Source organism: Bradyrhizobium sp. JR4.3, assembly GCF_040547695.1.
In the GTDB taxonomy this organism is placed as follows: domain Bacteria; phylum Pseudomonadota; class Alphaproteobacteria; order Rhizobiales; family Xanthobacteraceae; genus Bradyrhizobium; species Bradyrhizobium canariense.
Window position 1 is genome coordinate 71392 of the sequence record NZ_JBEPQF010000021.1, and the last position, 13226, is coordinate 84617.

Below are 13226 nucleotides of genomic sequence, written 5' to 3' on the forward strand. Positions count from 1 at the left end.
GGTCCTTCTTCATGAGCCAGTATGTCCTGCGTCGCCTCCTGATCGCGATTCCGAGCCTGCTCGGAATTTCGCTCGTGCTGTTCGTCGTGCTCGCACTAGCCCCGGGCGATCCCTTCTCGGAGCTGGCGACCAATCCGAACGTGCCGCCCGAAGTCGCTCTCGCGCTTCGGGCGAAGTTCGGCCTCGACGATCCGATCTACCTTCGTTACCTGCACTGGCTCAACGCCATGCTGCACGGCGACTGGGGTTTCTCCTTCGTCAGCCGGATGAACGTCGACACGCTCATTCTCCAGCGACTGCCAACGACGCTCTATGTGATCGGCTCGGCGCAGATCCTGGCGCTCCTGATCGCGATCCCGGTCGGGGTCTATGCCGCAACGAAACCTTATTCGCTGTTCGACCAGGTCGCCAACACGCTCGCCTTTGTCGGCTTCTCGCTGCCGACCTTCTTCACCGGCATCCTGTTCATCCTGATCTTCTCGGTCACGCTGGACTGGCTGCCTTTCGTCTACACGACCGACATCAAGGGCACGGGTATTCACTGGGTGCTGGAGATGATCCGTCAGGCGATCATGCCGGTGGCGGTGCTCGGCCTGTTCCAGGCTGCCTCGATGACGCGTTTCGTGCGCTCGGCGATGCTGGACGTGATCCGGCTGGACTACGTCACCACCGCGCGCGCCAAGGGCATCGGCCAGCGGCGGTTGATCATCAAGCACGTGATGCGCAACGCGATGATCCCGGTCGTCACGCTGATTGCGTTGCAAATCCCGGCGGTGTTCGGCGGCGCCATTGTCACCGAGCAGATTTTCCGCATTCCCGGCATCGGCTCGCTGCTGATCTCCTCCATCCTTTCCAACGACACGCCGGTGGTGATGGCCGTCACCTTCGTCTTTGCGTGCCTGGTCGTGCTGTTCAACCTCATCGCGGACGTTCTTTATGGCTGGCTTGACCCTCGCATCTCCCTCCGCTGAGCGGCGCGTCTACTCGCCCTGGCGCGAGACGTGGCGGCGCTATAGCCGCCACAAGCTTGCCGTCGTCAGCGCGTTCCTGCTCCTCGTTCTGATCCTGGCGGTGGTGGTCGGCCCCTTCATCTGGCGGGTCAAGATCGACGACATCGACATCGTGGCGGGCATGCAGGGGCCGTCGCTGGCCCATCCCTTCGGCACCGACGATCTCGGGCAGGACATCCTCGCCCGCATGATCTATGGCGGGCGCATCTCGCTCGCGGTCGGCCTCGCGGCGATGCTGGTCTCGGTATTTGTCGGGGTGCTGATCGGCGCGCTCGCTGGCATGTCGCGCGGTGCGCTCGGTCATGGGCTGATGTGGCTCACCGATCTCTTTTTGTCGCTGCCGCAATTGCCCCTGCTGCTGCTGCTGATCTATCTCTTCCGCGATGGGCTGAAGGCCGCTTTCGGCCCCGAGGGCGGCATTTTCATCCTGATCGTGCTCGTGATCGGTGGCTTGCGCTGGATGCCGGTCGCGCGCCTCGTCCGCGCCCAGTTCCTGTCGATCCGGGAGAAGGAATTCGTCGAAGCCGCGCGCGCGCTCGGGGCAAGCCCGGTGCGGCAGGTGGTGCGCCATATCCTGCCCAATGCGCTGGGTCCGGTGATCATCGCCGGAACCATCGACGTGGCCGCAGCCATCATCGCGGAATCGACACTGTCCTTCCTCGGCCTCGGCTTCCCTCCGGATACGCCGACCTGGGGCCGGCTGCTTTATGACGCGAAAGACTTTCTCGACATCGGCCCGCACTGGGCGCTGTTTCCGGGCGGCGCGATCTTCATCGCGGTGGTCGCCATCAACTTCATCGGCGACGGCCTGCGTGACGCGCTCGATGCGCGGCGGGTGATCTGATGGCGCCGTTGCTCGAGATCAAGGGACTGAAAACCCACTTCTCCACCGACGACGGCATCCTCCAGGCCGTCGACGGTGTCGATATCTCCATTAACCGCGGCGAGACGCTCTGCGTCGTCGGCGAATCCGGCTGCGGCAAGACCGTCACCGCGATGTCGATCCTGAAGCTGATCGCGATGCCGCCGGGCCGCATCGCGGCAGGCGAGATCATTTTCGAAGGCCGCGATCTCGTGCCGCTGACGAGCAGTCAGCTCGACGAGATCCGCGCCAAGGAGATCGGCTTCATCTTCCAGGAGCCGATGACCTCGCTCAATCCGGTGCTCACCATCGGCGAGCAGATCGCCGAAAGCCTGCGCCGCCATGAGAACGTCACCAGGAAACAGGCGCTCGAGCGCACCATCGAGATGCTCAAGCTGGTGCAGATACCCAATGCCGAAGGCCGCGTGCACAACTATCCCCATCAGTTCTCCGGCGGCATGCGCCAGCGCGTGATGATCGCGATGGCGCTTGCCTGCAAGCCGAAGCTGATCATCGCCGACGAGCCCACCACGGCCCTCGACGTCACCATTCAGGCGCAGATCCTCGATCTGCTCCAGGACATGAAGGAACGTTTCGGCATGGCGGTGATGCTGATCACCCATGCCATGGGCGTCGTCGCCGAGACCGCGCAACGCGTCGTCGTGATGTATGCCGGCAAGGTCGTGGAGGAGGCGTCTGTCGACGAGCTCTTCGGTAATCCCGGCCATCCCTATACCCAGGGACTGATCCGCTCGATCCCGCGCATCGATCTCGACAGCGAGCACAAGGTGCGGCTGGAGGCGATCGGCGGCTCGGTGCCGATCCTGATCAATCCGCCGGTCGGCTGCCGCTTCGCTCCACGCTGCCGCCACGCCATGAGCGTCTGCACCGAGAGGGAGCCGCTGCTGCGCGAGATCGCGCCAGGCCACCGCATGGCCTGCCATCTGGGAGATACGCAGTTGGGAGGCACAGCATGACCGAGCCCTTGCTCTGCGTCAGCGGCCTGAAGAAATATTTCCCCGTGCACGGCGGCCTGCTGTCGCGTCAGGTCGGCAGCGTTTATGCCGTCGATGGGGTCTCGTTCTCGGTCAACCGCGGCGAGACGCTCGGCCTCGTCGGCGAATCCGGCTGCGGCAAGTCGACGACCGGACGCTGCGTGCTGCGCCTGATCGAGCCGACCGACGGCGAGGTCGTTTTCGACGGTCAGGATGTCCGCCAGCTCGGCGGCAACGATTTGCGCGCGATGCGGCGGAACATGCAGCTTGTGTTCCAGGATCCGTTCGCCTCTCTCAATCCGCGCATGACGGTCGGCGCCATCCTCGGCGAAGCCCTCGTCATCCATAAGCTCGGCTCATCGGCCAAGGAGCGTGAGGATCGCGTCGCGAGCCTGCTGGTGAAGGTCGGGCTCAAGGCCGAGCACATGCGCCGCTATCCGCATGAATTCTCCGGCGGTCAGCGCCAACGCATCGTGATCGCGCGTGCGCTCGCAGTCGAGCCGAAACTGATCGTCTGCGACGAACCGGTGTCTGCGCTCGACGTCTCGATCCAGGCGCAGGTCATCAACTTGCTGGAAGATCTCCAGGCCGAGCTGAACCTCACCTATCTCTTCGTCGCGCACGATTTGTCGGTGGTCGAGCACATCTCCGACCGCGTCGCGGTGATGTATCTTGGCCGTATCGTCGAGCTCGCCAAGGCCAGCGACCTCTACCGCAATCCGCAGCATCCCTACACGAGGGCGCTGTTATCAGCGGTGCCGGTGCCCGATCCCAAGCTCAAGCGCGAGCGCATCCGCCTCAAGGGCGACGTTCCGAGCCCGATGAAGCCGCCGTCGGGCTGCCACTTTCACACCCGCTGTCCCATCGCCCAGCCGCGTTGCGCAGAAAGCGCACCGGAGCTGAAGGAAGGAGCGGGCGGGCACTTCGTGGCGTGCCATCTCGCCTGACGCCTGACGCCGAGAAATGCGGAGCACGCATTCATGCGTGAAGCAGGCCGTGCCCCGAAAGGGCCTGCCTGAAAGCCTCAACCGAGGTGTGGTGATGCGCGAACAGACCCGCCTCTCGCGCGCCGGCGACATTGGGCATGAGATCGTCGACGAACAGGACGCTCTCCGGTTTGACGTCGAGCTCCGACAGACAAAGGCGGAAGCAGCGCGGGTCCGGCTTCGCCGTCTTGAACCGGGCCGAGGCATAGATTCGGGAGCCGAACAGCGGCGGCAATTCCGGCAGCAGTGCAGCGATATGGTCGGCGACCAGCGTGGTGTTGTTGGTCAGGACGGCAATGTCGATGGTTTGCCGCAAGCTGCCGGCAATCTCCAGCATCGCACGATCGGCCTGCATCGAACGGCGTCGCGCCTCGATCCACTCGTCCAGTGACAGCGGATAGCCGATGCGGTCGCCGAAGCCCCGCAAATAGTCCGCGGCGTCGAGAGTGCCGGAATCGCCGAGCAGCTCGAAGCCGCTGTCCCAGATCGCCTTGTGGACGGATTCGCTCGTGGTCCCCGCAAGCTTCGCCAGCCATGCGACACGCTTTGCCCTGTCGTAGTCGCAGAGGACATTGTCCATGTCGAAGAGGACGAGTTTGATTTTACCAGTCACAGCAGCACTCTCGGATTGGCCGACCATCCGGCCGTGATCCAAGCCATACCGCGCTGGAGCGCGGGCGACAAATCCGGGGCAACGGTCGATCCGTCACGCGCTCCTGGCGGGCCAGGGGACGACCTGTCCCGACATCACCAGCCGGTCACGGCCGTTGTCCTTGGCGGCGTACAGCGCGCGGTCGGCGGCGGCGACCAGCGTGCTGCAGTCCGTCGTGGTTTGGGATGGAAGGCTCGTCGCGCCGCCAATGCTTGCAGTCACCAGGCGGGAGGGGGGACTTTGCGCATGCAGCATGGCGAGATCTTGCAGGGCCTTGCGAATCCCATCGCCGACCTCGGCGCAGCCCTCGGGACCGGTGTTCGGCAACAGCACGGCGAATTCTTCGCCACCATAGCGCGCCGCGAGATCGGCCGGGCGCTTGGTGTGCGCTGATAGGATCCGGGCCAGCGCGCGCAGGCATCCGTCACCCGCCAGATGGCCATATTGGTCGTTGAATTTCTTGAAATGATCGACATCGATCAACAGGAGCGAGAGCTGCGAGCCGTCGCGCCGGGCCCGCGCCCATTCATCAGCGAGGCGCTCGTCGAATGCGCGTCGATTGGCGAGCCCGGTGAGGCCGTCGGTCGTCGCAAGCGAGGCGAGCTTGTCCTGAAGGTCCTTCTGCTCGGTCATGTCGCGCACCACCGCGACGACGCCGTCGATCTCGCCGCTGTCCGATGCCAGGGTCACGTGCAACGCCGCCTCCGCCCAGATCTCGCCCTTGTCGCGATGACGCTGGCGATAGACGAACCGCGCCTCCTCGGCCTCGCCATTCTTAAGCGCGGCGATGGCCTGCTCAACCCGCTCGATGTCGTCGGCATGAATGCCGGCCAGGGCCGAGGTGGCCAGCAGTTCGTCAGAGGACCAGCCCGTGATGCGTACGCAGGAGGGGGAAACGTAGAGCAGCCGGTTGTCGAGCCCGATCCGGGTCACCATGTCGCTGGATTGCTCGGCCAACAGGCGGAAGTTTGCTTCGTTGACGACGAGGGCCTGGGCCATGCGCTGCCGCTGCACGAGTTGACGGACCAGGTAGAAGCCAATCACCGCGATCAGCAGCACGAGGCCTAGGACGAAGGTGCTGCGCGCAGCCGCGGCTTGCCGCCAGGGCGCCAGCACGTCGTCCCGCGACTTGCTCGCCAACACCATCAGGGGATAGCGGCTGCTGCGTTGGTAATAGCTCAGCCGCTGGACGCCATCGAGCGGCGACTTGAAGTAGTAGACTGCTGCGGCGGGACGGCTTTCCCATCCCTTGAATAAGGGTGCATTGGACAGGTCGCGTCCGACAAAGGCGCCGCTCTCGTCGCGGCTGCGCGCCAGCATGATGCCGCTATCGTTGAGCAGCGATGCCGAGCCGTTCGTACCGATGTCAAACCGCTCGTAGAACGTAACGAAATAGCTGACATCGATCGTGAGCAGGGCAACGCCGGCGAAGCCGCCGTCCGCATCGTTGATCCGGCGGGACGCGGTGACGACCCATTGGCCCCCGGCTCGACTCTTCACGGGCGATCCGATCAACGTGCCCATCTCGGGCGAGCCACGATGACGCTGGAAATATTCGCGGTCGCTGTTGTTGAGCTTGGAGAAATCGAGGTGCTCGGTCGTAGCCAGCCACTGCCCGGTCGCGTCATAAACGAAGATGCCGCGGATGCGGTCCGATGATTTCCGTGTCGGCAGATAGGCCTGAAGCTTGGTAATCGTGTCCGGACCCGTCCCGTCGATTTCGAGCCGATGGACCAGGCCTACGAGGATCGTATCAACGAGTTCGAACGTGTCGTCCGCATGCTGGATCAGCGAATGCGCCAGATTGGCGACATCGATCTCGGCGTTCCTGAGTTCGGCGTTGCGGGTTTCCCATTCGCGCCAGCCGCTCAAGCCGAGGATGGCGAAGCAGGTCAGGATGACGAAACCCGCCGCCCAGAGCGGAAGGCGCGTCTTTCCGAGTTCTCGGCCCGTGGTCATCAGGCTTGCTCCATTTCGGCGCAAACCTCTCACTTTGGCCTTAACGGGCTGTTGCAACATCCGCGCGGATTGTGCGCTTCCGGTCGGAACAGTCCTCGACAACTGACGGGCTATTGTCGAGCTAACCAGGCTGGCCTCAGGTGTCGGCTTCGCCCGGGCTTTCTGCCTCACTCATCCAGCGTGAAGCCGACGCGCAGTGTCACCTGGTAGTGGCGCACGGCACCGTTCTCGATATGGCCGCGCGTTTGCACCACCTCGAACCATTTCATCTCGCGAACGGTCTTGGCGGCACGGCTGACCGCGTTCTTGATCGCATCCTCGATCGAGGTCTCGGACGATCCGACCAGTTCCAGGATCTTGTAGACGTGATCCGTCTCGCTTGTGGCCATGACTATTCTCCCCTCGTGCTGTGGCGGGACCGGATATGTCTGTCGCGGACAACTGGCGCCCGCGCGACATCCGGCCTCGACTCTGAACGGATGCCGGCGCTCCGAGTTCCGTCCCCGGCAGGAGCCTGCCGCTCGCCTTCCGCGCGCCGCCTAGGCTCCCATCTTTTGTAAGTGCACGAAAATCTGGATCGCGTGTGCAAGCGGCGCTCCTGAATTGGCGCGCGGTCGTGGGCGTGCTCTTGCCGGTTCCGATATGAGCAAGCTAACCTCGGCCTTTCCTCTGGCATCTTCGAAGTGCGGTGATGATCGGGCGTTGGACGAGGGGCGCTCTGGCTGCGATCGGTCTCTGCGTTGTGCCTGCGCCGGGCATCGCGCAGGACGATCTCGATGCTGCCCCGGTGAGCATGTCGCTGCAGGTCACGACTGATCCCTCCACCATCGAGTGCCGCCGGCTGGAGACCGTCAATCCGGCCTCGCTGGTCTTCTTGCCGCTGCGCCGGACCTTCAACGAGGATTTTGACGAGCATCCGCTGGCGAACGGACGCTGGGTGTCGCACTACGCCGGTGGTGCGGCCTGGCCGGAGGCGCGCTACTGGGGCGGCGACGGCTCCGACTTCAAGCGCAAGACCAGCGCCAATGGCGAGCAACAGATCTATGTCGATCCGCGCTACGCCGGGCGCGCCTTGGCGCCGCTTGGGCTCGATCCGTTCAAGGTCAAGGACGGCGTGCTGTCGATCGTCGCCAGCCGTACCCCGCCGGGGTTGAAGCCGGTGCTGTTCAACAACGAATACATCTCCGGGATCCTCACGACCCAGGGCACGTTCGCGCAGAAGCACGGCTATTTCGAGATTCGCGCCAAGGTGCCGGTCGGGCACGCTGTGTGGCCGGCGTTCTGGATGCTGGCGGATGACGGCGGCTGGCCGCCCGAGGTCGACGTGCTGGAAGGCCGCGGCGAAAAGCCGGGTGATCTCGTGATGACGACGCATTGGCGGATTCCCTCGACCCAGAAGATCCAGTCCTGCGGCTTCGACTTCGCGGTCGGTGACGCTTCGAGCGCATTCCACACTTACGGTGTGCTGTGGGAGGAGGATCGCCTGGTCTATTTCATCGACCGCAGGCCGGTGTCCGACATCAAGGTGCCGATCGGATTCGACGATCCCATGTACATGATCGTCAATCTCGCGATCGGATCGAAATTCTTTCTCGGGGTCGGACCTGTCGACGCGGAGTCGCCGCCTACCGTCGCATTCGAGATCGACCGGATTTCCGTCTACCAGATCGATTTGGAGCAGGCCCGGAGATAGCAATGCCAGCTGGTTTCTCGCGGCGCGATCTTGCAAAGCTCGCGGGCCTTGCGGCGGTTGGCGCAGCGGCTACGCGCGGGCTCCACGCCGGCTTCGTTGGTGTCGTAAGGCCAGACGTCAACCTTACGGATCCAGCTCCGTATCCCAATAGAGATAGTCCAGCCAGCTGTCGTGCAGATAGTTCGGTGGGAACAGCCGGCCGTTGCGGTGGAGCTGGTGCACCGTCGGCGCGAACGCGTGCTGGCGTGGAAACATCTTGGCCTGCACCGGCGTCAGATTACCTTTGCGCAGATTGCAGGGCGAGCACGCCGCGACCACGTTCTCCCAGGTGGTCTGGCCGCCTTTGCTGCGCGGGATGATGTGGTCGAAGGTGAGGTCTTCGGGCGAGCCGCAATATTGGCAGGCGAAACGATCGCGCAGGAAGACGTTAAATCGGGTGAAGGCAGGGTGCGTGGTCGGCTTGACGAACGATTTGAGCGAGACGACGCTCGGCAGCTGCATTTGCAGCGTGGGACTATGGACCGCCTGATCGTAATGCGCGACGATGTTGACGCGGTCGAGGAATACCGCCTTGATCGCGTCCTGCCACGACCACAAAGACAGTGGGTAGTAACTCAGCGGCCGGAAGTCCGCATTCAGCACCAACACCGGCCAATGGCCTTGCGAGACATGTGCGTTCAAGTAACGCTCCTGGCCTCCAATGTACGCTGCGAAGCAGCACGTACTGACATACTACATGCAGCGTGACGGGATTGTGAAGCCCGTTGAGCGACTTATTCCGGCACAAGCAATGCGGCCGGGGGGGTGGCAAACCGCGCAAAACGCCGTGATTTCCAGGTCCGAGGCCGTGGAGGCCGCGCCATCCTGACAGCGCGACGTGGATGTGCCGAGGCAGCTACTCCCGCACCCGCTCCAGCTTCTGCAAACATCGCGTCGCCCGCACCGCGGCCGGCATCTCCTCATCCGGAAAGCTGGTCTTCCAGTCGGTGACGCCGACCTCGCCGACATAGATGTCACCCTTCGAATCCAGCGCGATGCCGTGTGGTGCCAGGAACTTGCCGCTCGCAATGCCCGGGCCTGCCTCGCCGCCAAGCCGCGCGATGCGGTTGCCTTTGGCGTCCACGATCGACAACCGCGGGCCGAGATTGGGCACCTTGCGGTTGACGGCCAGGCCAGGGCCGAGTTCCCCGATGACGAAGGTCGGGCTCTTAGCCCCACCGCAACAGCACAGCGCACAGGGGCGGTGCAGATTGTTCCACTGCGTCTCGTACCTGCCGCTGCCGTCGAACACCTGCACGCGGTGGTTCTCGCGGTCGGCGACATAGACAAAGCCGTCGGCGTCGGTGGCGATGTTGTGCACGATGTTGAACTGGCCGGGATCGGTGCCGGGCTCGCCCCAGCTTGTCATCAGTTCGCCATCGGGCGTGAACTTGTGCACGCGCGCATTGCCATAGCCGTCGGAGACGTAGATTTCGCCCTTCGGCGACAGCGCGGTGTGGGTACAGCGGTGGAAGGGATCGCCGCTCATGAACGGTGACGGTTTCTCGGGGATGCCGATCGTCAGCAGCACCTTGCCGTCGGTGGTGCACTTGCGCACGGTGTGGTCGCCGTCATCGGTGCTATAGAGATTGTCGTCGGCATCGATGTGCAGGCCGTGGGCGCGCGAGAACAGGCCTTCGCCCCAACTGCGCAAGAAATTGCCCTCGCGATCCAGCACGACCATCGGATGGGCCCCGCGGTTGAAGACGTAGACGCGGTCCTTGCTGTCGACCGCGACCGAAGCGACGTCGGTGAGCTGCCATCCGTCCGGCAGCTTTGCGAAGTTTTCAACGACGCGGTAGCGGTGCTCGCCGGTGCCGAGAATGGCTGGCATTGAATGTCCTCTCTTGTTGTCATTCCGGGGCACGCGAAGCGTGAACCCGGAATCCATCGTACGGCATTTTCGAGGTGGAATGGATTCCGGGTTCGCGCTGCGCGCGCCCCGGAATGACGGCTGTGTTCATGTCCGCCCCAGAATCCCTTCCTCGATCGCCTTGATTTGGAGCGCGAGATATTTCGAGTTGATCCGGCATTGCGCGAGGCTGCCGGCGATGAACCAGAGGCCGGGTTGCCTGGTGCGCGCATACATGTTGCGCAGCTCGAGGCCGTCGCCAAAACCCCAGATCGGGCCGACTCGCTCGGCGACGCGGTCGCCGAACAGTTTCCGCACCAGATATTCCTGCGTCTTGTAACCGGTCGAGAGCACGATCAATTCGGCCGGAAGGCTTGCGCCGTCCTTCATCCGGACGCCCTCGGTGACGAAGCCCTCGATGTCGGAAAACTGCCTGAGCTTGATCGCACCCTCGACGATGAGGTTGGAGCAGCCGACATTGAAATAATAGCCGCCGCCACGGGTGAGATATTTGAACTGCCAACCGGTGCCGGCCTCGCCGAAATCGAGTTTGAAGCCGACGCGCCGCAATCCGTCGAGCAGCTCCTTGTCGAGCTCCTTCGACTGCTCCGTCAGCATCACATGGGTCTTCTTCGCCAGCGGCGTCGGCATCGAGGTGGCGATCAGATCATTGTCCTCGAGCGTGCCCTCATTGTAGGTCGCATAAGCGAGTTGGGCCGACGGCTCGATATTGGTGACGAGCGTAGGTGAACGCTGCACCAGCGTCACGTCGGCGCCACTGGAGTGAAGATCCTGCGCGATATCGTGACCGCTATTGCCGGTGCCGATGACGATGGCGCGTTTGCCCGTCCAGCTCTCGCCGTCCTCGTAGCGGCTCGAATGCAGCAGCGTGCCCTTGAAGTTATCGAGGGTCGGAATAACAGGCACATTGGCGATGCCGCTGACGCCGGTTGCCATCACCACATGGCGGGGGTGCATGATACGCTCACTGCCGTCGGTGTGCCGCAGTGTGACCGTCCAGTGGCCTTTCGCATCGTCGTAGGCGCCGCCCTCGAATTCGGTGCCGGTCCAGAAGTTCAGCTCCATCGCGTCGACGTAAGCTTCGAACCAGTTGGCGAGCTTGTCCTTGGGGATATAGGTCGGCCAGCTCGGCGGAAACGGCATGTAGGGCAAATGATTGACCTGCACCTGGTTGTGCAGGGTCAGCGCGTGATAGCGCTTGCGCCAATTGTCCCCGATCCGTGCCTCGCGATCGACGATCAGTGTGTCGATCTTCAACTGCTTCAGCCGCGCCGCAATTGCGAGCCCGGCCTGGCCGCCGCCGACCACCAGCACGGTGGGATCGCGATCGGTGTAGTCGCGCGAGGCGCTGCGCAGGTCGAGCCAGTTCGGTCCACGGAAGTCGCGTGAATAGGCCTGGCCGCGCGGCCGCGAGGTGCCGAGCTGCTCCTCGAAGCCCTTAAGCTCGTCGAGCGCGGTGAGGAGCGTCCACGCTTTCAGGCGGTCGCCGTCGTTGGCGTCGGGCACAAGCCTGACGATGCCGCTGCCGCGCCCCAGTGCGGTTTCGAAATTGAAGATCGCTTCGATATTGTTGGTCCCGGCACGCGTCACCCAGCGCGGTGGCGGGCGGTTCGGCGCGATCTTGAAGCTGCCCGGCGCGACCTTTGCGGCGAGCGTTGTCAGCTCCCGCTCGATCGAGCCGCCGCCGGCGATCGTTTGCAGGTTCCAGCTGAATGCCAGCGCGTCGCGCCAATAGCAGTCGGCGAGGAACAGACGATCCAGCCCAGCGCCATCGGGTGCGCCAAGCGTGCGCTCAAATTCATCGAGCCAGGCTTGCGCGGATGCGGCAATATCCTTCGTCCTGTCCAGCATGCGCGACCTCGTGCCGTCTTCGCGGCGTTTCCTCTAGGGTCGAAAGCTATACTGTTTCGCAGACGGCCAATAGCCGATTACCCGAGCAGTGAGAACATGTGCCCCTGCTTCAGCGGAATGCACCCGTTGAGAGAGACCTGCGGCACCCTCGTGGTTTCAAGGAGGGGGCACGCGAAAAAGGCTCCACCTTGGTGGAGCCTCCCTCGCGCTCTTGGGATTCACAGCCGCTCGCGTAGCGGCGAGCGAACATCCCTACCTACCCCGCATCCCAGTGCCGTACAGCTCGCGCTCACGGCCGATATCGTCAGGAGACAGCGGTGGGCTTGCGGCATCGAAGCCATTCCAGCCGGACTTCTGCCAGGCGGTGCTCCGTTCCTGCAGGTTCACGGCCTTCTCGTGCAGAAGGGCATCGAGACGCGTGCGGTCCTGGTCGGGTACCCGGGCCGATACCAGCGTTCCGCCACGACGGACGCCCTCCGCGTAGCGCGACGCATCATCCTTGGAGACGCCGGCTTCGGTCAGCGCGCCAACGATGCCGCCCGTCGCGGCGCCGGCCGCGGCACCAACTGCGGTCGAAGCCAGCCATCCGGCGGCAACTACCGGTCCGAGCCCCGGAATGGCCAGCAAGCCGAGTCCTGCAAGCAGGCCCGCCGCGCTGCCGATTCCAGCGCCGATGCCGGCACCCGTGCCGGCGCCTTCGGCGCGATCGTCGACGCCGTCGCGATCGCGGTCGACCTTGGCGGTGGAGGAGCCGTACCAATTATCGGAATTGTTCGCGACGATGCTGATGTCGGAGTGCGGCACGCCCGCGGCCTCCAGACGCCTGACCGCACGTTCCGCATCCGGATAGGTGTCATAGAGTCGAGAAATGGTGGTGGTCATTTTTGATCCTCCTTACTTGGCGGGGTTCACGTTGCCCTGGAAGTCGACGCTCACGTCCGCCTTGGTCCCGGCCTTGTCGGCCTTGCCGCGCCAGACGCCATTGTCGTCCTTTTGCAGGCCGGAAACATTGGAATAGCCCGCGCCCTCGATCTTCGACTTCGCCTGTCCCTCGGTGAAGCTGTTGCGGCCTGCAACCGGTGCGTTGGAGTTGTTGTGATCAGAGCTGTTGACGGCGTTGTTGCCCGGGCCGCTTTGTGCCTTTTGCGACTGTGCGCTTACGGGCATTGATCCGAGCAGCAGGACAGCCGCAGCGAGCGAAACTAGACGTGACATAGTTTATCCTCCGGCAGTGATTGTGCCGGTCGACAACAGACGAGATTCGAATTGGTTGCTCTGCCATTTGCGACGGAAGCGCGGGTCTTCA

13 protein-coding genes are annotated in these 13226 nt (G+C 63.7%); 5 read left to right on the forward strand and 8 right to left on the reverse strand.

Annotation, left to right across the window (positions count from 1 at the left end; translation table 11 throughout):
• Positions 1–11 precede the first annotated feature (11 nt).
• The 4 genes from ABIB91_RS28070 to ABIB91_RS28085 are packed head-to-tail and all read left to right on the forward strand — an operon-like array spanning position 12 to position 3814.
• Positions 12–971 (forward strand): ABC transporter permease, encoded by a 960-nt coding sequence (locus tag ABIB91_RS28070; RefSeq protein ID WP_354169152.1) that lies wholly within the window; start codon positions 12–14, stop codon positions 969–971.
• The gene (locus tag ABIB91_RS28075; RefSeq protein WP_007597392.1) at positions 937–1854 is read left to right on the forward strand and encodes an ABC transporter permease; all 918 of its coding nucleotides are present in this window, start codon (positions 937–939) and stop codon (positions 1852–1854) included. Before ABIB91_RS28070 ends, ABIB91_RS28075 begins: the two co-directional genes overlap by 35 nt.
• On the forward strand, positions 1854–2849 hold the full coding sequence (locus ABIB91_RS28080) for an ABC transporter ATP-binding protein (RefSeq protein WP_007597391.1): 996 nt from the start codon (positions 1854–1856) through the stop codon (positions 2847–2849). Before ABIB91_RS28075 ends, ABIB91_RS28080 begins: the two co-directional genes overlap by 1 nt.
• Positions 2846–3814: an ABC transporter ATP-binding protein gene (locus ABIB91_RS28085; protein ID WP_354169147.1), complete on the forward strand. Its 969-nt coding sequence runs from the start codon at positions 2846–2848 to the stop codon at positions 3812–3814. The genes ABIB91_RS28080 and ABIB91_RS28085 overlap by 4 nt, the downstream gene beginning before the upstream one ends.
• A 31-nt stretch (positions 3815–3845) precedes the next feature.
• Here ABIB91_RS28085 and ABIB91_RS28090 read toward each other — a convergent pair whose 3' ends face one another.
• From ABIB91_RS28090 to ABIB91_RS28100, 3 genes are all read right to left on the reverse strand, one after another.
• Positions 3846–4493 (reverse strand): HAD family hydrolase, encoded by a 648-nt coding sequence (locus ABIB91_RS28090; RefSeq protein WP_354126847.1) that lies wholly within the window; start codon positions 4491–4493, stop codon positions 3846–3848.
• 66 nt (positions 4494–4559) lie between these two features.
• Positions 4560–6464, reverse strand: a complete 1905-nt coding sequence (locus tag ABIB91_RS28095) for a sensor domain-containing diguanylate cyclase (RefSeq protein ID WP_354169144.1) — start codon at positions 6462–6464, stop codon at positions 4560–4562.
• Positions 6465–6631: 167 nt separating this feature from the next.
• Positions 6632–6853 (reverse strand): dodecin, encoded by a 222-nt coding sequence (locus ABIB91_RS28100; protein WP_018453224.1) that lies wholly within the window; start codon positions 6851–6853, stop codon positions 6632–6634.
• A gap of 302 nt (positions 6854–7155) precedes the next feature.
• Here ABIB91_RS28100 and ABIB91_RS28105 point away from each other — a divergent pair, with 302 nt between their 5' ends.
• Positions 7156–8157: a glycoside hydrolase family 16 protein gene (locus ABIB91_RS28105; RefSeq protein WP_354169141.1), complete on the forward strand. Its 1002-nt coding sequence runs from the start codon at positions 7156–7158 to the stop codon at positions 8155–8157.
• A gap of 123 nt (positions 8158–8280) precedes the next feature.
• Here the strand turns inward: ABIB91_RS28105 and ABIB91_RS28110 are convergent, their stop codons facing one another.
• From ABIB91_RS28110 to ABIB91_RS28130, 5 genes are all read right to left on the reverse strand, one after another.
• Complete coding sequence (locus ABIB91_RS28110; RefSeq protein WP_007597381.1) at positions 8281–8838, reverse strand: HNH endonuclease; 558 nt, start codon at positions 8836–8838, stop codon at positions 8281–8283.
• A 214-nt stretch (positions 8839–9052) separates the two neighbouring features.
• Positions 9053–10030 (reverse strand): peptidyl-alpha-hydroxyglycine alpha-amidating lyase family protein, encoded by a 978-nt coding sequence (locus ABIB91_RS28115; RefSeq protein WP_354169137.1) that lies wholly within the window; start codon positions 10028–10030, stop codon positions 9053–9055.
• A 126-nt stretch (positions 10031–10156) separates the two neighbouring features.
• Positions 10157–11920 (reverse strand): NAD(P)/FAD-dependent oxidoreductase, encoded by a 1764-nt coding sequence (locus tag ABIB91_RS28120; protein ID WP_354169134.1) that lies wholly within the window; start codon positions 11918–11920, stop codon positions 10157–10159.
• A 252-nt stretch (positions 11921–12172) separates the two neighbouring features.
• Positions 12173–12802 (reverse strand): general stress protein, encoded by a 630-nt coding sequence (locus tag ABIB91_RS28125; RefSeq protein WP_007597374.1) that lies wholly within the window; start codon positions 12800–12802, stop codon positions 12173–12175.
• A gap of 12 nt (positions 12803–12814) precedes the next feature.
• On the reverse strand, positions 12815–13135 hold the full coding sequence (locus tag ABIB91_RS28130) for a hypothetical protein (protein WP_219680512.1): 321 nt from the start codon (positions 13133–13135) through the stop codon (positions 12815–12817).
• Positions 13136–13226 lie beyond the last annotated feature (91 nt).